Origin of the sequence: Hyphomonas chukchiensis (assembly GCF_000682695.1) — a bacterium.
Classification (GTDB): Bacteria; Pseudomonadota; Alphaproteobacteria; order Caulobacterales; family Hyphomonadaceae; genus Hyphomonas; species Hyphomonas chukchiensis.
Window position 1 is genome coordinate 178,745 of sequence record NZ_AWFG01000041.1, and the last position, 21,293, is coordinate 200,037.

The 21,293-nt window shown below is 63.7% G+C and carries 22 protein-coding genes; 16 read left to right on the plus strand and 6 right to left on the minus strand.

The window, feature by feature from the left end:
- Positions 1-36 precede the first annotated feature (36 nt).
- Complete coding sequence (locus HY30_RS13445) at positions 37-1,773, plus strand: tetratricopeptide repeat protein (protein WP_241765724.1); 1,737 nt, start codon at positions 37-39, stop codon at positions 1,771-1,773.
- Here the strand turns inward: HY30_RS13445 and HY30_RS13450 are convergent.
- On the minus strand, positions 1,770-2,525 hold the full coding sequence (locus tag HY30_RS13450; RefSeq protein WP_034741421.1) for an alpha/beta hydrolase: 756 nt from the start codon (positions 2,523-2,525) through the stop codon (positions 1,770-1,772). The two genes, HY30_RS13445 and HY30_RS13450, sit on opposite strands and share 4 nt — an antisense overlap.
- Positions 2,526-2,583: 58 nt before the next feature.
- On the opposite strand from HY30_RS13450, the gene HY30_RS13455 reads away from it, so the two are divergent.
- From HY30_RS13455 to HY30_RS13515, 13 genes are all read left to right on the plus strand, one after another.
- Entirely contained in the window at positions 2,584-3,744 is a 1,161-nt protein-coding gene (locus tag HY30_RS13455) for a glycosyltransferase family 4 protein (RefSeq protein WP_034741423.1), read from the plus strand.
- A 17-nt stretch (positions 3,745-3,761) separates the two neighbouring features.
- Positions 3,762-4,799, plus strand: a complete 1,038-nt coding sequence (locus tag HY30_RS13460) for a glycosyltransferase family 9 protein (RefSeq protein WP_241765725.1) — start codon at positions 3,762-3,764, stop codon at positions 4,797-4,799.
- Positions 4,800-4,896: 97 nt separating this feature from the next.
- Positions 4,897-5,436 carry a translation initiation factor IF-3 gene (infC, locus tag HY30_RS13465; protein WP_081812241.1) on the plus strand — a complete coding sequence of 180 codons (540 nt, stop codon included), beginning with the start codon at positions 4,897-4,899 and terminating at the stop codon, positions 5,434-5,436.
- Complete coding sequence (locus HY30_RS19400; RefSeq protein ID WP_051615473.1) at positions 5,433-5,813, plus strand: I78 family peptidase inhibitor; 381 nt, start codon at positions 5,433-5,435, stop codon at positions 5,811-5,813. The genes infC and HY30_RS19400 overlap by 4 nt, the downstream gene beginning before the upstream one ends.
- Before the next feature lie 472 nt (positions 5,814-6,285).
- Positions 6,286-6,489, plus strand: coding sequence for a 50S ribosomal protein L35 (rpmI, locus tag HY30_RS13475; protein ID WP_034741433.1), 204 nt, complete (start codon positions 6,286-6,288; stop codon positions 6,487-6,489).
- Between the two features lie 42 nt (positions 6,490-6,531).
- Positions 6,532-6,894, plus strand: a complete 363-nt coding sequence (rplT, locus tag HY30_RS13480) for a 50S ribosomal protein L20 (RefSeq protein WP_034741436.1) — start codon at positions 6,532-6,534, stop codon at positions 6,892-6,894.
- A gap of 125 nt (positions 6,895-7,019) precedes the next feature.
- On the plus strand, positions 7,020-8,096 hold the full coding sequence (gene pheS / locus HY30_RS13485) for a phenylalanine--tRNA ligase subunit alpha (RefSeq protein ID WP_034741439.1): 1,077 nt from the start codon (positions 7,020-7,022) through the stop codon (positions 8,094-8,096).
- 10 nt (positions 8,097-8,106) lie between these two features.
- The gene (locus HY30_RS13490; RefSeq protein WP_034741442.1) at positions 8,107-8,715 is read left to right on the plus strand and encodes a hypothetical protein; all 609 of its coding nucleotides are present in this window, start codon (positions 8,107-8,109) and stop codon (positions 8,713-8,715) included.
- A gap of 19 nt (positions 8,716-8,734) precedes the next feature.
- Positions 8,735-11,128, plus strand: a complete 2,394-nt coding sequence (pheT, locus tag HY30_RS13495; protein ID WP_034741445.1) for a phenylalanine--tRNA ligase subunit beta — start codon at positions 8,735-8,737, stop codon at positions 11,126-11,128.
- Between the two features lie 33 nt (positions 11,129-11,161).
- Complete coding sequence (locus HY30_RS13500; protein ID WP_051615474.1) at positions 11,162-12,016, plus strand: ion transporter; 855 nt, start codon at positions 11,162-11,164, stop codon at positions 12,014-12,016.
- 29 nt (positions 12,017-12,045) lie between these two features.
- On the plus strand, positions 12,046-12,879 hold the full coding sequence (gene dapB / locus HY30_RS13505) for a 4-hydroxy-tetrahydrodipicolinate reductase (RefSeq protein WP_034741449.1): 834 nt from the start codon (positions 12,046-12,048) through the stop codon (positions 12,877-12,879).
- Positions 12,880-12,978: 99 nt separating this feature from the next.
- A complete protein-coding gene (locus tag HY30_RS13510) occupies positions 12,979-13,383 on the plus strand; it encodes a PTS sugar transporter subunit IIA (protein WP_034741666.1) in 405 nt (134 codons plus the stop codon).
- A complete protein-coding gene (locus HY30_RS13515) occupies positions 13,383-13,688 on the plus strand; it encodes an HPr family phosphocarrier protein (RefSeq protein ID WP_241765728.1) in 306 nt (101 codons plus the stop codon). Before HY30_RS13510 ends, HY30_RS13515 begins: the two co-directional genes overlap by 1 nt.
- Before the next feature lie 28 nt (positions 13,689-13,716).
- On the opposite strand, the gene HY30_RS19405 is transcribed toward HY30_RS13515, so the two are convergent.
- Entirely contained in the window at positions 13,717-14,328 is a 612-nt protein-coding gene (locus tag HY30_RS19405) for an EF-hand domain-containing protein (protein WP_051615475.1), read from the minus strand.
- A gap of 200 nt (positions 14,329-14,528) precedes the next feature.
- Between HY30_RS19405 and HY30_RS13525 the strand changes: the two genes are divergently transcribed.
- A complete protein-coding gene (locus HY30_RS13525; RefSeq protein WP_241765729.1) occupies positions 14,529-16,979 on the plus strand; it encodes a sensor histidine kinase in 2,451 nt (816 codons plus the stop codon).
- Between the two features lie 4 nt (positions 16,980-16,983).
- Here the strand turns inward: HY30_RS13525 and HY30_RS13530 are convergent, their stop codons facing one another.
- The 3 genes from HY30_RS13530 to HY30_RS13540 form a co-directional block, all read right to left on the minus strand.
- A complete protein-coding gene (locus tag HY30_RS13530; RefSeq protein WP_155839340.1) occupies positions 16,984-17,808 on the minus strand; it encodes a GGDEF domain-containing protein in 825 nt (274 codons plus the stop codon).
- A gap of 264 nt (positions 17,809-18,072) precedes the next feature.
- On the minus strand, positions 18,073-18,888 hold the full coding sequence (locus HY30_RS13535; RefSeq protein WP_051615476.1) for a methyltransferase domain-containing protein: 816 nt from the start codon (positions 18,886-18,888) through the stop codon (positions 18,073-18,075).
- Between the two features lie 28 nt (positions 18,889-18,916).
- Positions 18,917-19,888 carry an oxidoreductase gene (locus HY30_RS13540; protein WP_034741456.1) on the minus strand — a complete coding sequence of 324 codons (972 nt, stop codon included), beginning with the start codon at positions 19,886-19,888 and terminating at the stop codon, positions 18,917-18,919.
- Positions 19,889-20,043: 155 nt separating this feature from the next.
- Between HY30_RS13540 and HY30_RS19410 the strand changes: the two genes are divergently transcribed.
- Positions 20,044-20,643, plus strand: a complete 600-nt coding sequence (locus tag HY30_RS19410; protein WP_155839341.1) for a tetratricopeptide repeat protein — start codon at positions 20,044-20,046, stop codon at positions 20,641-20,643.
- Between the two features lie 2 nt (positions 20,644-20,645).
- Here the strand turns inward: HY30_RS19410 and HY30_RS19415 are convergent, their stop codons facing one another.
- A complete protein-coding gene (locus tag HY30_RS19415; protein ID WP_051615478.1) occupies positions 20,646-21,179 on the minus strand; it encodes a bactofilin family protein in 534 nt (177 codons plus the stop codon).
- Positions 21,180-21,293: the final 114 nt, after the last annotated feature.

Here is a 21,293-nt window from a genome sequence, read left to right on the forward strand (position 1 = left end):
CCTGGCTGGCACGTCCCGGTGATGAGGGGACGAACAATGAGACACCGCATTTTCACAATGGCGGTCAGCGCCGTCGCGTTGACCGGGTGCAGCCATTTCAAGACGTCAGGACATGGCACGGACGGCCTGGCCATGGAGCCGGTATCGGAACTGGCCGCCACGCCGCCAGAAACCGAGAAGCTGGATGTCACCGCCACGGCGGGGGCGCCGCTGTTCGAGGGCATGGGCGACTTCCACCGCAAGATATCAACGTCGAGTGCGGAGGCGCAGAAATATTTCGATCAGGGGATGATGCTGGCCTTCGGATTCAATCACGCCGAGAGCATCCGCTCGTTCAAGGCGGCGCAAAAGCTCGACCCGGAATGTGCCATGTGTTTCTGGGGCGAGGCGATGGCCACGGGCCCGAACATCAACGTCACCAGCAAGGGCAAGGCTGTGATGTCGGATGCCGACCGGGTGGCGGCCTTTGCCGCGATTACCAAGGCGCTGGAGCTGAAGGACACTGCGACGCCCGCAGAGCAGGCGCTGATAGCGGCCATGGCCGCGCGCTATAATGGCGATCCGTCGACGTCGCGCGAGCCGCTGGATGTCGCCTATGCCGAGGCGATGGGAGACTATGTGAGGGACCATCCGGACGATTATGATGCCGAGGCCATGTATGCCGAGGCATGGATGAACACGATGCCGTGGGACTATTGGTCGGCGGATGGCGCGCCAAAGCCGGAGACGGTGAAAGTGATCAGCGCGCTGGAGGACATTATCGCCAATGCGCCCGAGCATCCGCTGGCGCTGCACCTCTATATCCATGCGGTGGAGGCCTCTGCCGATCCGGGGCGGGCCGAGGATGAGGCCGACAGGCTGGCGGGCCTCGTGCCCGGATCGGGGCATCTGGTGCACATGCCGGCGCATATCTACTGGCGCGTGGGGCGCTATGACGATGCGGCCAAGGCCAATATCACGGCGGCCAAGGTGGACGAGGATTATATCGCGCAGTGCAATGCGCAGGGTTTCTATCCGGCGCTCTATTATCCGCATAATATCCATTTCCTGTGGGCGGCGGCCAGCATGTCGGGCCAGCAGGACATGGCCATCGAGGCCGGGCAGAAAGTGGCCGACAATGTGCGCATGGAGCAGATCCAGGAGTTCCCGACGATCGAGTTCTTCAAGACGATCCCGCTATTGTCACTGGTGCAGTTCGGCCAGTGGGAGACGATCCTCGCAACGGAGCCGCCGCCCGAGACGCTCGATTATTCGAATGCGATCTGGCATTACGCACGCGGCGTGGCCCTGGCGCGGAGCGGCGATGTCGCAGCAGCTTCTGCCGAACGGGAGGCGCTGGCGGGGCTGACGGGCAGCGTGCAGATCAGTTTCATGGACACGGCGGATTATCCGGCCAGCACGCTGCTGACGATTGCGGACGAGCTGTTGCAGGGCGAGATTGCCAGTGCTGAGGCCAGTCATGAGGACGCGATTGCGCATTTCACGGCTGCCGTGGAAGCGCAGGACTCGCTGCCCTATATGGAGCCGCCTTTCTGGTATTACCCAACACGGCAATCGCTGGGCGAGGCGCTGATCGCGGCGGGCCAGTATGCCGAGGCGGAGGCCGTCTACCGGAAAGACCTTGAAGAGTACCCGCACAATGGCTGGTCCATGTCCGGCCTGATGAAGGCGCTGGAGAAGCAGGGCAAGAGCGATGAGGCCGCCGAGATGAAGCCCATGTTCGATATTGTCTGGCGCAATTCGGACGTGACGCTGGACGGCTCGCGCCTCTAGGCGAGGGTGCGGGCGATCTCGGTGCAGGTGTCGAGCAGGCGGGCGATGTCCTGCTCGCGGCTGAGGCGGTGGTCGCCGTCCTTGATGAGGGTGATGGTGAGGTCGGTGGCGGTCATCGTGTCGACGAGGCGGGCGGCGTGGGTCCATGGCACGTCGGCATCTTCCATGCCCTGCAGGATGCGGACGGGGCCGTCAAAGGCGATGGGCTTGTCGAGGATCTGCCACTGGCGGCCATCCTCGATCAGGGCGCGGGTGATGACATAGGGTTCGTCATAGTCCGAGGGGCGCAGGGTCTGGCCGGTCTCCATGATCTCGGCCTGCGCCTCGGGGGAGAATTCGGGCCACATCAGCTTTTCGGTAAAGTCCGGCGCCGGGGCGATGAGGACGAGGCCTTTGACACGCTCGGGCCGGGCGAGGGCCGAGAGCAGGGCCATCCAGCCGCCCATGCTGGAGCCGACAAGGACGAGCGGGCCGTCTGTCTGGTTGTCGATGGCGGCGAGGGCGTCGGCGCGCCACTGGCTGACCGTGCCGTCCTCGAAGGCGCCTTCGGACTGGCCATGGCCGGAATAATCGAAGGCGAGGAAGCCGTGGCCGGCCTGATTCGCCCAGTCTTCCAGACGCAGCACTTTGGTGCCGGTCATGTCGGACTTGAAGCCGCACATCCAGACATAGGTGAGATCGCCCGTGCTGGCGTTGCTGCGGCGAAAGGCGAGGCGGTGGCCAGCGGGGCCGGTGAAATAGGACGTTGTCATTGCCTCTCCGTTCCGCCATCTGTCTCCCCTGTCAAGCGAGCGAGGGACGAGAGCAGCTTTGGACGATTTTCCGGATCTCAGCGGCAAGACCATCCTCCAGGTGGCGCCTGAACTCTCGGCCGGCGGCGTGGAGCGCACCGTGCTGGAAGTAACCGAGGCGATTATTGCGGCCGGTGGCCGGGCGCTGCTGGCGAGCAAGGGCGGGCGGCTGGAGGACGAGTTTGCGGCGCTGGGCGGCGAACTTTTCCGGATGGACGCGAAATCGAAGAACCCGCTGACGCTGAAAATGAACGAGGGCAAGCTGAAGAGCCTGATCGCGCGCGAAGGCGTGAGCCTTGTGCATGCGCGGTCGCGGGCGCCGGCCTGGAGCGCCTATTGGGCGGCGAAGGCGGCAGGCGTGCCGTTCGTGACGACCTATCATGGCGCCTATTCGGGCACGAGCGGCCTGAAGCGGCGCTATAATTCGGTCATGGCGAAGGGCGATCTCGTGATTGCCAATTCCAACTGGATTGCGGCGCATGTGCATGATGTGCACGGGATTGCGGCTGAGAAGATCGTCACCATTCCGCGCGGTGTGGACCTTGATGTGTTTGACCCGGCCAGGGTCGCGCCTGCCCGGATCGAGGCGGTGCGCGGGCGCTGGGGCATCGCGGGCGACAGCCGTTTGACGCTGTTCCTGCCGGGGCGCCTGACCGAGTGGAAGGGCCAGCTGGTCGCGATCGAGGCGCTGGGCCTGATGTCGGTGGACGAGCTGAAGAAGCTGGTTCTGGTGCTGGCGGGCGATCCGCAGGGCCGGGCGGGCTATGTGACCCGGCTGGAGGATGCGATCCTCGCGCACAGGCTGGGCGGCACGGTGCTGCTGGCCGAACATGAACGCGACATGCCGGCGGCGTGCCTTGCGGCAGATATCGTGATGACGCCATCCATCAGGCCGGAAGCCTTCGGACGGGTGGCGGCGGAGGCTTCGGCCATGGGGCGGCCGGTGATCGTGGCGGACCATGGCGGCGGGCGCGAAACGGTGATCGAGGGCGAGACCGGCGCGCGGGTGGAACCGGGCAGTCCGGCAGCGCTGGCAGGCGCCATCAGGGCCCTGCTGGACGTCGGCCCGAGTGCCCGCGCAGGCATGGGAAAGGCCGGCCAGGCGCATGTCCGGGCGCATTTCTCCAAGCGGGGGCTTCAGGCGGCGACGCTTAATGTCTATAAGCGGTTGTTGGAGTAGGGATTTATACCGCAGACATGGCCAGGAGTGAGACCACGATGAGCCCGGTGAACCCGGGCGCCAGCGCAAAGGAAGTGCTGATCATCAAGCTCAGCGCGCTCGGCGACTTCGTGCTGTCGCTGGGGGCGATGAAGGCTGTGCGCGAGACTCATCCCTCGGCGCGGATTACCCTGCTGACGACGCCATTCTTCGAGGAATTCGGCAAGCTCTGCCCCTATGTGGACCGGGTGGAGACCGATGGCCGCCCCGAGGGCATGAAGGCGACGGCGGCGCTGATCCAGCGGATCCGCAAGGCCGATTATGACATTATCTATGATTTCCAGACCAGCGGGCGCACCAAGAACTATTTCACCGCGCTGAGCCGCTCGGGCAAGGCGCCGCTCTGGTCGGGCCATCATGAGAAGGCGGCCTTTTTCCACGATAATGCCGAGCGGGGGCGGATGCACTCGATTGACCGCCTGGCGGAGCAGCTGGAAGTGGCGGGCGTGCCGCCGGAAGGCCGCTGGCTGGGCACGAGCGCGCCCTTCCCGGACCTTTCATGGGTGCGTCACAAGCTGGGCGACACGCCGCGCCTGCAGCCCGCCTATTTCTCGCTGGAAGAGCCCTACATGCTGCTGATCCCCGGCGCCTCGGCGCACCGGGAGGCCAAGCGCTGGCCGGAAGAGAATTATGCCGAACTCGCCTCGCGGGTGGCCGATGCGGGCATCCAGCCGGTGATTATCGGCGGCAAGGCGGAGGGCCCGCTGGCGCACGAGATCGTGCGGCGCGAGCCACGGGCGAAGAGCCTTGTGACGCGGACGGACCTGTTCCAGATCGTGACGCTGGCCGAGAAGGCGCTGTTCGTGGTCGGCAATGATACCGGCCCGATGCATATGGCGACGCTGGCCGGGGCGCCGGGCATTGCCCTGTTCGCCCTGACCGAGAGCAACCCGGACCATGCCGCGCCGCGCGGCCCAAAACAGCCGGTGATCATCAATTCGGCCCCGACGCTGAAAGAGCTGAGCGTGGACGATGTATGGCAGTCGGTGCGGGCCCTTGGGCTGTTGCCTGCTTGACTTGCAACAAATTTGGGAACAACCGACGCGCCTTGATGATTAGGCCAACGAATGGCATATTCACCAAGCCTATGAACAGCCACAAAGGAGACAGGCCATAGCTCGCAGACCAGACGCCGACGCCCCGCCGAAACAGACCGGCCCGCGCATCAATGACGACATTCGTGCCGCCAAGGTTCTATTGATTGATGAGAACGGTGAGAAACAGGGCGTGATGCCCCTCGCAGCAGCCCTTGATGCGGCGCGCGAGGCGAGCATGGACCTTGTTGAAGTGTCCCCCGACCAGGAAGTCCCGGTCGTGAAGATTCTCGACTATGGCAAACTCCGCTTTGAAGAGCGCAAGAAGAAGGCTGCTGCCAAGAAAAAGCAGCGCTCCAGCGAACTCAAAGAGATCAAGATGCGCCCGAACATCGACACGCATGACTATGAGGTCAAGGCGCGCGCGATGCAGCGTTTCTTCGACGATGGCGACAAGGTGAAGGTGACCCTTCGCTTCCGTGGCCGCGAAATGGCGCACCAGCATCTCGGCATGCAATTGCTCGAGCGGGTGAAGCTGCAGTTCGAAGAGACCACGAAAGTGGAAACCGAACCCAAGCTGGAAGGCCGTCAGATGACGATGGTCCTAGCGCCGCGATGAAGATGCATGCTGGCCTGATCCTGGGCTTTGCCCTGATGGCGGGCGCCTGTTCGGCGCCTGCGCCGGAAACCGCGCCCGAAGCCGCTGCACCTGAGGCGGCCGAGCCTGCGCCGGCCGAGACGCCGGATGCTGCGACCGAGACCGACACGGCCGTGCAGCCGGAAATGAACCCGATCGACACGATGGATGACACGTGCGGCATGGCTGCGCTGGAAACCTATGTGGGCCAGCAGGCCAGCGCGATTCCCGAGGCCGAAATGCCCGAGAACACCCGCGTGGTCGGCCCGGACGACCAGGTGACGATGGACTATGTGCCAACGCGCCTGAACGTGCTGACCGATGCCGAAGGCGTGGTGCTCAGCCTGAAGTGCGGCTGATTCTGATTTAGAAGCAGACAGAACAAAGAACCGGACGGGCCCCTTGGCCCTCCGGTTTTTCTCTTTGTGGCGGGCGGAGGGAAGAGGGCCGCATCGCTTTATGAAGATGACACAGGAAAACACCGGGTCGCGAACCCTGTTTCCCTCCGTTTGCCGGGGCTTTCGCCCCCATGACAGCTGCCTGGGAAAACCAGCCGTCATGACAGGCACATCATGGCCCCGCCGGGCTTGCGGTCGGACAGGTTTTCGGGGATCTGGCGAGGCAATTGGGGCCGGGCCGGGGAGACGGGCTGCGCTTTCCCCCGTTTCCGGCGCAAATCGCCTGCTGAATCGGGCATCTGGCCCCTTGATTCTCTGTTCCTGATCCGTCATAAGCCGGCTCTTCCGAGCGGTGCGGGCGAACGGCATGCCCCTCTGCTCATGAACGACCAAGGGCCGCCCAAGGGTGAGAGCTCATATAAGGAGACAAGAAATGCCGAAGATGAAGACCAAGAAAGCCGCTGCAAAGCGGTTCAAGATCACCGCTACGGGCAAGCTGAAGCACGGTGTCGTGGGTAAACGCCACCGTCTGATGAGCCATAATGCCAAGTACATCCGCCAGAACCGGGGCACGAAAGTCGCTTCGAGTGCTGATGTCGCGCGCGTCATGAAGAAGTTCCTGCCGTACGGCCTGTAGGCTTTTCCCGTTTTTCCCCCGATCTTGACTTAGGAGGCCACCATGCCCCGTTCACGTAACAAAGTGCCAGCGCACGCTCGCCACAAGAAAATCATCAAGCAGGCCAAAGGCTTCCGCAACCGTTCGAAGAACACGTTCACGAACGCGAATTCGGCCGTCTGGAAAGCCGGCCAGTACGCCTATGTCGGCCGCAAGGTCAAAAAGCGTACGTTCCGCTCGCTCTGGATCCAGCGCATCAACGCCGCTGTCCGCATCCATGACGACGAACTCACATATAGCCGCTTCATCGACGGCTTGACCAAGGCCGGCATCGAAGTCGACCGTAAAGTCATGTCCGACATCGCGATCCGCGAGCCGGAAGCGTTTGCTGCACTGGTCAAGCAGGCGAAAGCCGCGCTCGCCTAGGCTGCACACACCGTTGCTGCAATACAGGAGAGCCCGGCCCCCAAAGCCGGGCTTTTCCTTTGGGCGTTTGCATGTTGACCCGAAGCGACTAGAAAGCGCGCTGAATCGCAAGAGAGGCTGAAACCTTGTCTGATATCAAAACGATAGAGAAAGAGGCCCTTGCGGCGATTGCCGCGGCGACGAGCCTCGACGCGCTGGACGCCGTGCGCGTGGCCGAGCTGGGCAAGAAAGGCCGCGTGTCCGGCCTGATGGGCGCACTGGGCAAGATGACGCCCGAAGAGCGCAAGGAAAACGGGCCGAAGCTGAACGCGCTGAAAGTGACGGTGGATGACGCCGTGCGTGCGCGCAAGGCGTCACTGGAAGGCGAGGCGCTCGAGGCGCAGCTGGCGACCGAGAAGGTCGACCTGACGCTGCCGCCGGCGCCCGGCCCACGCGCCGGCACGCTGCACCCCGTGATGCAGGTGTTCGAGGAGATTGCGGCGATCTTCGGCGACATGGGCTTCACCGTGGCCGAGGGCCCGGACATTGAAGACGACTGGCACAATTTCACCGCGCTGAACTTCCCCGAAGGCCACCCGGCGCGCGAGACGCATGACACGTTCTTCCTCGACGCCCCCGAAGGCGGCACGCCGAAAGTGCTGCGCACGCATACGAGCCCTGTGCAGATCCGCACCATGATAAGCGAGAAGCCGCCGATCCGGATTCTCGTGCCGGGCCGCGTTTACCGCAATGACTGGGATGCGACGCATACGCCGATGTTCCACCAGGTCGAAGGCCTGGTCATCGAGGAGGGCATCCACATGGGCCACCTCAAGGGCTGCCTGATCGATTTCGTGAAGGCCTTCTTTGAAGTGGACAATGTCGTCTCGCGCTTCCGCCCGCACTTCTTCCCGTTCACCGAGCCATCGGCCGAGATGGACGTGCAGTGCCTGCGCGAAGGCGGCACGGTTGAGGTGGGCAAGGGCACGGACTGGCTGGAAGTGCTGGGCTGCGGCATGGTGCATCCGAACGTGCTGCGCAATTGCGGGCTGGACCCGGCGACGCATCAGGGCTTTGCCTTCGGCATGGGCGTCGATCGCCTCGCCATGCTGAAATACGGCATGCCGGACCTGCGGCCTTACTTTGAGGCTGACCCGCAATGGACGCGCCACTATGGCTTTGCACCATGGACAACCCCGTCGGTCAGCGGCGGACTGAGCTGAGGACGGACAGATGGGCAATGGCAACAAGGCGGAAATGCTGATCGCGATCTGCGCGGTGATTACCAGCGTGGTGGCCCTGTTCATTGGCTGGGATCAGGCGCGCCAGATGCGATCGCAGCAGCGCGCCGATGTCTGGCCGATCCTGCAAGTGACGCATCAGACCGAGGTGAACAGTGAAATCGTCAGATATGCGGTCGAGATCCGCAATGCGGGTGTCGGCCCGGCGCTGATCGATTCCAGCTATATTTACATTCCGGGGCGGGATGAGTCTGCCAGCTTCGACGAGCTGGTGACCTATTCGGTGCCGGAGACGTTCGATGCGCCGCTACTGACAACCGCGTCAATCGAGGGGCGGGTCATACGGCAGGGCGATTTCCTGGTGCCGATCAGCGCAACATGGCCGATGACGGAGGAGACCGCCGAGGGCTTGCAGACGCGTGTCACGCAGTTCGTGTCGGGCGAGCTGGAGCCGGCCGTCGTGTTTTCCTGTTTCTGCTCGATCCTGGAGGATTGCTGGATCTCCAGCACCCTGCAGCACCAGCCGCGCCCGGCAGCCGTCAAATCCTGTTCCACGCTTGAGCGCGATGCCAAGGACCTACTCGCCGAATACGGCTCATGAGCACTGAAAGACAGACGATATGAAGTTCACCCTTTCCTGGCTGACCGATCACCTGGCGACAAAAGCCGGGCTCGACGAGATTCTGGCGTTGATGCTGAAGGCAGGGCTGGAGGTCGAGGAAGTGATCGACCCTGCGGCCAAGCTTGCGCCATTCACCGTGTGCAAGGTGATCGCGGCCGAGGCGCATCCGGATGCCGACAAGCTGCGCGTGTGCCAGGTGGAAACCGTTGACGGCATGAAGCAGATCGTGTGCGGCGCGCCGAATGCGCGGGCCGGCATGACGGCGATCTATGCGCCGCTCGGCGCCTATATTCCGGGGCTTGAGTTTGCGCTCGACAAGAAGCCGCGTGCCATTCGCGGCGTCGAGAGCCAGGGCATGATGTGCTCAACCAAGGAACTGGAAGCGGGCGAGGACCATGACGGCATTGCCGACCTGGACGCGTCCATTCCGATGGGCACGCCGGCGGCCAAGGCGCTTGGCCTGACAGACCCGGTGATCGATTTCGAAGTGACGCCGAACCGGCCGGACTGGCTGGGCGTGCAAGGCATTGCGCGTGACCTCGCCGCAGCCGGCGCGGGGCGCTTCATCCGCACGGACGTCAAGAAGGTTGCGGGCAGTTTCGATTGCCCGGTGGAGATCAAGCTGGACGCGCCGGAGGCCTGCCCGATGTTTGCGGGCGCGCTGGTGCGCGGCGTGACCAATGGTCCGTCACCGGACTGGATGCAGGCGCGGCTGAAGGCCGTGGGTATCCAGCCGAAATCGCTGCTGGTGGATGTGACCAATTATATCTCGCTGGATCAGGCGCGCCCGCTGCACGTCTATGACGCCGCCAAGCTGCGTAGCACGATTGTGGCGCGGCGGGGCAAGGACGGTGAAACGCTGGATGCGCTGGACGGCAAGACCTACAAGGTGACGCCGGACATGTGCGTGATCGCGGACGCAAGCGGCGTGATCGGCCTGGGCGGCGTGATGGGCGGTGCCTCGACGGCGGTGTCGCCTGAGACGACGGATGTGTTCATCGAGAGCGCCTGGTTTGATCCGCTGACGACGGCGCGGACCGGCCGGGCGACGGGCATTCATTCCGATGCGCGTTACCGGTTCGAGCGGGGGGTTGATCCGCAGAGCTGTGTCGATGGCCTCAACATGGCGCTGGCGCTGATCCTGGAGCATGGCGGCGGCACGGCTTCAAAGGCCAATGTGGCCGGATCGATTGATGCGCGCATCAACAAGGTCACGTTCTATCCGGCTGACGTCGAGCGCCTCACGGGCCTCGTGGTGAAGCTGCCGGAAATGCGCCGTATCCTGAAGGACCTTGAGTTCGACATCGAGGACGCGGGCGATGCCTGGTACCTGCTGCCGCCGAGCCACCGGTTCGACATGGAACAGTCGGCCGACATCGTGGAAGAGATTGCCCGGCTGATCGGCTATGATTCGCTGCCGGTGACCTCGCTGCCGGAACCGGCGGGCGGCCGCCGTGCGATCACGACGCCGATCCAGGAACGCGTGCGTGTATCGCGCCGTGTGCTGGCCGCGCGCGGTTTCCTTGAGGCGGTGACATGGAGCTTCATGGCAAAGGATGATGCGGCGCTGTTTGCCAAGCATGATCCGGCGCTGGCTGTGGCGAACCCCGTCGCGAGCGAACTGAACTACATGCGCCCGTCAATCATCGGCAACCTGGCCGTGGCTGCGCAGAAGGCGGCCAATCATGGCGAGCCGGGCGCGCGTCTGTTCGAGGTTGGCCCGATCTATCTGGGCGATGGTCCGAAGGACCAGCGCACAGTGGCAGCCGGCATTGTGCGGCCCGCCGTGCAGCGCCACTGGCAGGGCAAGCCCGCGGCTTATGATTCCTTTGCAGCCAAGGCGGACCTGTTCGCCATTCTCGAGGCGCTCGGCCAGCCGGGCGACCGGTTCCAGGTGGGCGTGCCGACGCAGCCGCACTGGCATCCGGGGCAGGCAGCTTGCCTGAAACTGGGGCCGAAAGTGACGGTTGGCCATTTCGGCGCTGTCCATCCGGGCGTGCTGAAGGCGCTGGGCGTGGACGGGCCGATGTTCGGGTTCGAGCTGAACCTCAATGCGCTGCCGCAGATGAAGGTGAAATCGACCAAGACCAAGCCCGTGCTGCAACGCGCCGACCTGACGCCGATCCGCCGCGACTTTGCTTTCCTCGTCGATGATGCCGTGCCGGCCGCCGATCTCGTGAAGCACGCGACCGGCGCCGACAAGCAGCTGATCGTCTCGGCCGATGTGTTCGACATCTATCAGGGCACCGGCGTGCCCGAGGGCAAGAAATCGGTTGCCTTCGAGGTGACGATCCAGCCGCGCGAGAAGATGACGGACGAGGATATCCAGGGCCTGATGGACAAGGTTGTTGCCTCTGTCGCCAAAGGCGCGGGGGGCGTGCTAAGAGGCTAGCCAGACTGCATTTACGGGAAGGGGACCCTGTCGATGGTGGTGCATCAGATCGCTGTTCAGCAAGGCCTTCGCTACAAGCTCTATATGGAGCTGGTGCCGGAGGCCCGCGAACATGGCATTTCGCGGCTGAACTGGCTGATCATTATCCTCGTGCTGCTGAGCTTCCTGTCGCTGGCACTTGAGACCGAGCCGACGCTGACGGCCATGCCGGCATGGCGGGCGGCCTTCGATGCGTTCAATGTGTTCGTCGTGACCGTGTTCGCGATCGAATATGTGGTGCGCGTCTATATCCACGGGCTGAAGGAGGAATATGCCGGGGTTTCCGGGCACCTGCGCTACATGACGCGGTTCTATTCCATTGCGGACCTTCTGGCCTTCCTGCCGGAAATGATCGTGCTGATCCTCGGGGGCGGCGTGCCGCTGGTGGCGCTGCGGGTGTTCCGGCTGTTCCGGCTGATCAAGCTGGCGCGGTTCGTGCCGGCCTTTGATGTGCTGGGCGCGGCGGTGCGGCGGGCGGGATCGCAGCTCCTGACGACGCTCGCGATGGCGCTGGCGCTGGTCTATGTCTCGGCGGTGGCGCTCTATTTCATCGAAGGCGTGGGCGGCAAGCATCAGGAGACGTTCCAGTCGATCCCGCGGGCGATCTGGTGGGCGATCGCGACGCTGACGACGGTGGGCTATGGTGATGTGTACCCGGTGACGCCGCTGGGGCGGGCCTTTGCCTCGGTGATTGCATTGGCCGGTATTGGCGTGGTGGCGCTGCCTGCAGGTGTGTTCGCGAGTGCCTTTTCCGACGAGTTGCGCGAGCGGGAACTTGCAAAACTGGAGCACAGGGTTGAGGTAGCGGAAGAAGCGGCCGGGATCACGCCTGATCCGGATGACCGCTGACGCGCCTAAAGACTGCCGGAAGGACCCCGATGACCGATACAGAAGCCCGCACCCCGTTCAGCGTTGCCATAGCTGGCGTGGCTGGCCGGATGGGCCGCCAGCTGGTGGCCGCCGCGCTCGATGAGGGCCTTGTCGTGGCTGGTGGCACCGAGGCGCCGGGCAAGGGCCCGTTCGACCGCGATATTGGCGAGCTGGCGGGACGTCAGGCGCTAGGCGTTCGCCCGGTGACCGATCCTGTGGCGGCGGCGGCGAATGCCGATGTCTGGATCGATTTCACGCGACCGGAAGCGACGCTGGCGGCGCTCAATTCGCTGAAGCATACGCGGGTCAGCGGTGTCGTGATCGGCACCACGGGCATGAGCGCCGCAGAAGAGAAAGAGGTGGCACGGGCGGCTGAGCAGCTCGCCATCGTCAAGGCAGGCAATTTCTCGGTCGGCATCAACCTGCTGCAAGCCCTGACGCGGATCGCGGCGAGCCGGCTGGGCGAGGGCTGGGACATCGAGATCCTTGAAACGCACCACCGCCGCAAGGTGGATGCGCCTTCGGGAACGGCGCTGATGCTGGGCGAGGCGGCCGCCGAGGGGCGTGGCAGCGGGCTGGATGACCTGCGGGCGGCGCCCTATGACGGGCCGGCCAGTGCCCGCGTGCCCGGGCAGATCGGGTTTTCCGTGCGCCGGATGGGCGATGTGATCGGCGAGCATTCGGTCAGCATCGGCTCGGACAGGGAAATCCTGACGCTGAGCCACCAGGCGCTGGACCGCGCGGTGTTTGCGCATGGCGCATTACAGGCAGCGGCCTGGGTGAAGGGGCGCGCGCCCGGTCTTTACGGCATGGATGACGTGCTGGGGCTTTCGGGCAACTGAGCCCGACAGCCGTATTGTAACAGCTGAATCAGGGTTGACGCAAAACTGTTGCGTGGCAGCATGACATGTTCGTTAGGAACGGATGTGGAAGGTATCGGCATGATCGGCATTGTTGTCGTCAGCCATGGAAAGCTCGCGCGGGAACTCGTTGCGGCCACAGAACATGTGGTGGGCGAGCAGCCCTGCTTTCGTTCGATTTCCATTGAGGTCGAAGACGATATCGAGGCACGTCGTGACCAGATCCGTGAAACAGCCAAGTCCTGCGACAGCGGGCGCGGCGTTATCATCCTGACCGACATGTTCGGCGGCACGCCGTCCAACCTCGCCATGTCGATCATGAGCGCGGGAAATATCGAGGTCCTGTCGGGCGTGAACCTGCCCATGCTGATCAAGCTGGCCGAAGTGCGCGAGACGCTTTCGCTGCCGGAGGCCTCCAAGGTCGCCGCCGAAGCGGGCCGCAAATATATCAGCATCGCCTCTGAACTGCTGGCGAAGACCAGCTAGTGCAGCCCTCCACCACATCCGCCAGCCAGCGCGTCATGATCGTGAACCGCAAGGGGCTTCATGCGCGGGCCTCTGCGCGCCTGTCGCGGCTGGCCGGTGAATTTGACGCCAATGTCGTCGTGCATCACGAGAACCAGAGCGCCGATGCGCGCTCGATCATGGACCTGCTGATGCTGGTGGCGCACATGGGCTGTGAAGTGGAGCTGACGGCCGAGGGAAGGGAAGCGGCGGAAGCCGTGACGGCGCTGGCGGCACTGATCGCGGAAGGCTTTGGCGAGCAGGGCCCGGACGACGTCGTCTGCTGAAGCCCTTTAGTGACGGGCAAAACGCCGGTTAATTGCGCGCGGCATCCTCATCCCGGTCAAGATCGGTCATTTCCCGGTAGCGCTTGTCGTTTTCTTTTGGTTCAGGCGCGGCGAGGTTTGCGATCAGGATCGTGCCATCGGGCTCGGCATAGGCCGCGGCGAGCTGGGCGATGACAGCCACGAATTCGTTGCGGGTGACGACGCGGTCGAGATTGGGGTCGAAGCGGACCGGGTTGGCCAGCGTGTCGTCCCGCGTGGGCAGGTCGCGGGCCCAGTCCTGCTGTTCCAGCGCGCTGAGTGTGTCGTCCTTGTTGGCATCCGCGAGGATGAAGGCGGCATCGGCGCCGACGCGTAGTTCTTCCGGCGTGACCCAGCCGTCATCATTTGTGTCGAAACTCATGATCAGGCCGCCGCCGGGCACGAGCCGATTGGCGGCGTGGCGGCCATGCGGCGCCTTGGGATTGAGATGGCCCTGACCCGGCAGCAGGACGAGTTCATCGTCTTCCACGGGGGCGTCACTGCTCATCGAAACAGTCTCGACGAGGCGCTCGGCCTCTTCCTCACTTACGCTTTCGGCTGCTGCAGATGCGGAGAGGCAAAGAAGCGCCGAGAGGGTTGTTGCCAGGAGGCGAAGGTGCATGGACGGTTTCCGTGGGGTGGCCAGAGGGGTAGACTATGCGCCTGTGGTTTATTTGCAACATGACGTTTCAGTTACCTTGCATGGTGGGAGGGGTGGTCTTACCGTCTCGTTAACCCGGCCTTAATGGAAAGGGAGCATTCCGTTAACCACTTCCGGCTGCCGTCGACGCGGCCGATTCGCGTAATGGAACTGGAAGATTTATGGCGATAAGTGCAGAGCAGGTGCCAATCATCATGTCCGCCGGGGCGGCTTCGCTGGGCCTCGCGGCACTGTTGTGGGCATTGCGGGTTTCGGATGGTGCGCGCGGCGCTGCGCGCAAGTTTCGCGACCGGTCTTCCGAGCTTGAAACCGCGCTGGCCGAGCACCGCTCCGTCCTTGGGGCGCACCCCGGTGTCATCCTTGTCTGGCAGGGCGATGCGATGGAAGCCGATGGCGACGAGATCATCGCGCCGGAACTTTATGGCTCGCCTGTCGCGCTGGCTGGCCTTCTGAGCTTTACCGATGACGCAATTTCCATGGATCCTGCGGTGCGAATCATCGAGGGCCTTGCTGACCTTGAAGCGCGCGACAGCGCGGGGCAGGACACGACGCTGCGCATCCGCCTGCGCGAGTTGCGCGAGACGGGGCAGGCCTTTTCGCTAACGATTATCGGGCCTTCCGGCCGTTTCCTCGAGGCCGACGGACGCACGGCTGGCGCGCGCGCCGTTGTCTGGGTGACCGATACGACGATCAAGGGGCTGGAGGAAAGCTCGGCCCGGGGCAAGCTGGAAGAGGCGCGGCAAGTGATTGCGCGCGACCCCACGGCCTTTCTCGACATGCTGGGCAAGTCGCCATTCCCGGCCTGGCGCGTATCCGGCATGGGCAAGCTGCAATGGGTGAACCCGGCCTATATCGAGGCCGTTGACGGCATCAACCTGGACCGCGTGCTGGACCGCCAGCTGATGCTGGACCAGGCCGCTGCCGAACAGGCGCGCAAGACGATTTCCGAAGGCGTCGATATCGACGAGACGCGCCATATGGTGATCAATGGCGAACGCCGCGCGATGCGCGTGCTGACCTTCCCGCTCTCGGGCGGGGCAGGGGCCATGGCCTTTGACGTGACCGCGCAGGAAAATGCGCGCGAGGAACTGAACCGCCACGTGCGCGCGCATGACGAAACGCTTAACCATGTGGCTGACGCGGTGGCCATCTTTGGCGCCGACCGCAAGCTGACCTTCTACAACAAGGCTTTCCGCGACATGTGGGACCTTGAAGAGACCTTCCTGCTGGACCGGCCGACGCATGGCCAGCTGCTGGACCGGCTGCGCGAGCGGCGCAAGCTGCCGGCGCGGACGAATTATGCCGAATGGCGCGCCGAGGAGCTGTCCTACTATCTCGATATTGACGGGGTGAAGGAAGATATCTGGTCGCTGCCCGATGCCCGCACCCTGTCCGTCACGCGCCAGCGTCACCCGATGGGCGGCCTGTTGCTGCTGTTCAAGGACATTACCGGCGAACTGGAACTGAAGACCAAGTTCAATGCGATCGTGAAGACGCAGACCTCGACGCTGGACAACCTCCACGAGGCGGTTGCCGTGTTTGGCGGCGACGGACGGCTGAAACTGTTCAACAAGGCCTTTGAACGCCTGTGGAGCCTTCCGCACGAGCTGCTGAAAGACAAGCCGGACTATTCCGTCGTGGTGGAGGCCTGTGTGCCGCTGTTCCACGATGTCGAGATCTGGGAGGGCATCAAGGCCCATATCACCGATCCGTCCGCTCGCGCCCGCCAGTCGACGACCGGCGAGATGCGACGGTCCGACGGGTCGATGCTGACCTACCTGACCCATCCGCTGCCGGATGGGAATACGCTGATTGCCTTTGCCGACGTGACGGCGACGCGGCGTGTGGAATCGGCCCTGCGCGACCGGGCCGAAGCCTTCGAGGCCGCCGACAGGCTGAAGACGGAATTCGTGCGCAATGTGAGTTACCAGCTGCGCTCGCCGCTGACGGTCATCTTCGGTTATGCCGAGCTGCTGGAAACGCAGCGCAACGGCCAGCTGACCGAACGCCAGTCCGACTATGTCAGCGCGATCCTCTCAGCTTCCGACCATTTGTCGAAACTGATCGAGAACATTCTCGACCTCGCCATGATCGAGGCGGGCCGCATGGACCTCGACCTCGAGGATGTGCAGCTGCAGGACGTGATCGAGGAAAGCATCGAGATGGTTGTCTCGAAAGCCGAGGACACGGAAATCAGTGTGCGGTCGGACGTCAAAGGCAAGCTGGGCGTCATTCGCGCCGACCAGCGCCGGATACGCCAGGTCCTGTTCAACCTGATTTCCAACTCGCTGCGCTTTACCGAATCCGGCGGCGAGATTGTCGTCTCGGCCCAGCGGATCGGCGACATGGTCACGCTGTCTGTGCGCGACAATGGCAAGGGTCTGGACGCCGAGAAGCGGGCGACGAGCTTTGACAGCTTCGTTTCCGGCGACCAGCGCGGCGCAGGCCTTGGCCTTGCGCTCGTGAAGCACTTCGTCGACCTGCATGGCGGCACGGTGGGCATGAAGCCGGTCGAAGGTGGCGGGCTGGAAGTGACCTGCTGGCTGCCGGCGCAGGCCGTCGTGCATCATGGCAGTTCGCCCGAACTGATGCTGGCCGAGGCGCGCGCCTAACGGATCAGACCGCGATCGACAGGTCGTCGCCATCCTTGGCTCGGCCGACGATCGTGATGCCGCAATCGGGATTGCGCTTCAGGGCCAGGAGGGCCTTGTCCGTCGCAACGAACATCTCTGATGCCGAACTGAAGGCGTCCGGGTTGAGACTGACACTGACGCTGGAGGGCGCATCGAGCGTCTTGCCATAATAGGTGTGCGATACGGCGAGGTCATCGCGCAGCCTTGTGGCAAAGCCGACGACATCACGTGCGTCATACGTATCCCAGAGAAGAATGGCGAACTCATCGCCCCCGAGACGTGCGCCGAGACCCGGCCGGTCGGCGATGGCCCTGCGCAGGCGCTGGGCCACATGGCGCAGCACGGCGTCGCCGGCATCGTGGCCATAGCCGTCATTGATCTGCTTGAAATTGTCGAGGTCGAGCAGGATCAGCGAGAAGGGTGGGCCGCCAAGCCCGACCGCGCCGAATGCGTCGGCAAAAGCCTGTTCGAAACGGCGGCGGTTGGCGAGGCCGGTGAGGAAATCGGAATGGGCCAGTTCCGCAAGGCGCTGCTGCGCCTCTTCCAGTTCCTGGTTCTTGCTGAGGACGTGCTCTGCATTGCGGGAGGCGAGGCGATAGGCGCGGCGGAACTTGCCGGAGAGGATGACATTCTCGCGCAGCACGACGGCATTGAAGAGAACAGCCGGGCCGGAAATCAGTGTACCGAATATCATGCCGCGCGAAAGGTCAGCCCAGAAGTTGGAGCCCGACACGCGAGAGACGATCAACTCTCCGACAGCGATGGCTGACAGGATCATGATGGTGGTGCCGATGGTTATCCGCAGCACATCGCGATGTGATTCAATCTTTGGATTCAGGCGTGCCCGCAGCCACCTGAAAAGGAGCCCCTTCCTATTCACGATACGTCCCTCCGCGTCCTGCGTCACACCTTTTACATCGCGCGCGTTCAGACAGGTTGAAGCGGGTTCGATGAGTTTTTCAGAGGCCGTTAACACTTGCGAAGCCACGCCATTTCAGGCGTGCTTAACGCCACAAAAACGGCCCGCCGCGTGGGAGCGACGGGCCTGTAGCTGCAACTGCAGAAGGGCGTTTCAGCCCTTGGTGAATTTCAGCAGGAAGCGGTTTGTCTTGCGCCGGATGGCCGGATCAAAAACATTCAGGCTGCCATCATCTTCCGCATTGGCGAGGAGGTCGCTTTCCTCGGAAAGCGTGAAGCCATTGGCCTCTGCCATGGAGATAATGATGGCCTTGTCGATACGGTGCGTCTCGCCGCCGGTCGTGGCTGGGGCGCCGACAGGGGCCATATGGTCAAGCACGATGAACTGGCCGCCCGGCCTGGTGACACGGGCAATCTCGGCAAAAGCCTTGTCGGGGTCGCCCAGCGCGCCGGGCTCTGCGCCTTCGGGCGTGTACCAGAGCTCATGGGGGCCGAGCAGCCAGGTGGTGACATCGACAGAGCCATCCGGAATGGCGGAGAGATCGTCAAAGGGCGCGCGCACCGGCGTGACATTGGCGAGGCGGCCATCGACTCGTTTGGAGACGGCATCCCCAAGGAAGGCATCGAAGGCGGGCGGGTTCTGCATGTAGACCTTGCCGCTGTCACCGACGACGCGGGAGAAGAGTTCCGTATACGTGCCTCCAGCCGCTTCAAGGTCCAGCACGGTCATGCCAGGCAAGATGCCGGTGAAGGTGAGGACATCTTTCGACTTGCGGATATCATATTGTTCATAGTCGGCGGCGGGCCGGTCATCCTGTCCGAAGACGCTGGCATAGTCGAACGTGGCGACGGATACTTCTGTCGCGGGCGCTTCGACGGGCGCCAGTGTGGCGCTGTCATCCGGCGCGGCGGGCGTCGTGCAAGCAGTGGCGAGTCCACCCGCCAATAGTGCAGCAAATAGGTATTTCATTATTCTGTCCTCCTCATGCGCCTGTGTCTCAGGCGTCAGCCAGCATTTTCTCACTCATGGTCCAGAGGCGTTCTGCCTTTTCATCATCGCAGATCCAGGCGCGGGCATGTTCCCAGCGCTGGCTGTTTTCATCGGCGAGTTTGGCGATGTCGCAATCCTCGCAGTAGACGCCGCCGTGGCCGTTGAGCTGGGGCGATGTTGCGGCCCAGACGCTGGTCGACGCGCCTTGTTCCGGCGTCTTGAACATGGCCTGTACCTGGGGCGGGATCGAGCCATCTGGGGCTTTCCATCCAAGCTGAACCATTTCTTCCTCGCTGAGGTGGCGCTGGAGGGGCGTGAAGATGCCGCCCGGATGGACGGAAAAAGCCCGCACGCCGACATCGCGGCCCCGATGGTCGACACCGAGGGCGAAGAGCGCATTGGCGGACTTGGCCTGTCCGTAGGCGTCCCACTTGTCATAGGGCGTGTTGTTGAAATGCGGGTCGTCCCAGTGCACGTCAGAGCGGACATGGCCGGTCGAGGAGAGGCAGACGACGCGGGCGGAGTCTGCCCGTTGCATGGACGGGGCGAGGGCGAGGCTCATGGCCATGTGGCCGAGGTGGTTGGTGCCGAACTGGCGTTCCCAGCCGGGGCCGACGCGGCCTTCGGGGCAGGCCATGATGCCGGCATTGTTGATCAGGATATCGAGGCCGCGCTTGGTCTCGTCATATTCACGGGTGAATTTGTCGACGCTGCGCAGGTCTGCCAGGTCCATGGACGCAATTTCGATGTCGCCGGCGACGTCAGCGAGCGTATCCTCGGCGACTTCGACGCGGCGGGCGGGCACGGTGACACGGGCGCCTGCTACGGCCAGTGCGCGGACCGTTTCGAGTCCGATGCCGGAATAGCCGCCTGTCACGATCGCGTTACGGCCTGTCAGGTCGATGCCGGCGAGCACTTCGCTGGCGGTCGTCTTTCCACCAAAGCCTGATCCGATGGGTTTCTGGTCTTGCGCTGCCATATGCCTGATGTCTCCCGAACTGTTTTGCCGAGTTTGCGCCGAGAGGGCCATGGCGGCAAGGGGAGGTTACGATTCCTTAAGCAGCCCGGCGCATGGACGCCGCGCCGGGCAAGGCATATATTGAATGTTACAGAATATCATTGGAGATTGCTGCCATGCGCTTCCTGACAAGTGTTGTTTTTATCGCCGCTACGGGCCTGATGGCGGCGCCGGCCTCCGCGCAATACGGGCAGAAGGTCGAGCGCACGCAGGCCGAGATCGCGCTAGAGCAGGCGACCCAGAACCTGGAAAAGGACCGCGCCGGGCGCGCTGAGGCCATCCAGGCGTGCGCCACAAAAGATTATGCAGCCTGCACCAAGCTTGGTGACTATTACCGCAAGGGCTGGGGCGGCATGCAGGATTACAAGCTGGCCGGCGAAGCCTACCGCAAGGCCTGCAATGGCAAGGACGCGGCTGGCTGTGCGTCGCTCGCCTACCTGACCACCAAGGGCGACGGCGTCGAGCAGGACCTCGCGCAGTCGCGCCTGCTTTACAAGAAATCGTGCGATCTCGGCGAAGTGAGCGGCTGTGCCGGCTATGGCAACATGGTGTTTGCGGGCAAGGGCGGCGCGAAGAACGTGGCCGAGGGCACGCGTATCCTGCAGTCAGCCTGTGACGACGGCTACAAATGGGCCTGCGACCGGATCACGGGCCTCGCCGCCTATGACCCCAATGATGACACATGGGAACGGCTGAAAGACGGCGCCGGGCGCTGAGCCTAGCTGCCTGAGCCGGTCTTTGCTGGCTGGGTGAACATGGTGTTGACGAAAGGGGGCAGGGGCGCTGGCTGAGGCGCGGGTGCGGACATGTCTGCCTGAACCTGTTTCGGGCTGGGCTGTGGCCGGGCTTGCGGCTGGACAGGGGCGGCCTGTTGCGGCGTGTTCCAGTCGGCAGGGCGATCCGGCGCAATCAGCAGATCGGCCAGGACGGTGGCGCCGCCATCCACCCGCATGCTGGGCGCATAGGCGCGCCCTTCGATACGGCAACCGGGAAAGGCTTCGATCATCTCGCTGGCGCTGATCGTGCCGGTGAGTGAGCCGTGAACCACGATGACCGTACCGTCGACGTTGCCATCGACAATGGCGCCGGCCTCTATGATCAGAAGGCCATCCGCAGCGACGTCGCCTTTCAGATGACCTGACACGATGGTCGGGCCGGTGAAGGCGATTTGGCCTTCCAGGCGCGTGCCTGCGGCGATGAAGCTGCCTTCGCCCGGCTTGCCGGGGCGGGTCGGCGAAAGTGGGTTTGCCAATGGTCACATCCCTTGGTGACTGAAATACAAGGGATTTCAGAGCAAAATGCGTGCCATGAGGCCTTCGCAATGGCCTTCATATGGTCTTGCGGCCGCCGCCGGAGCGCAGGCGTT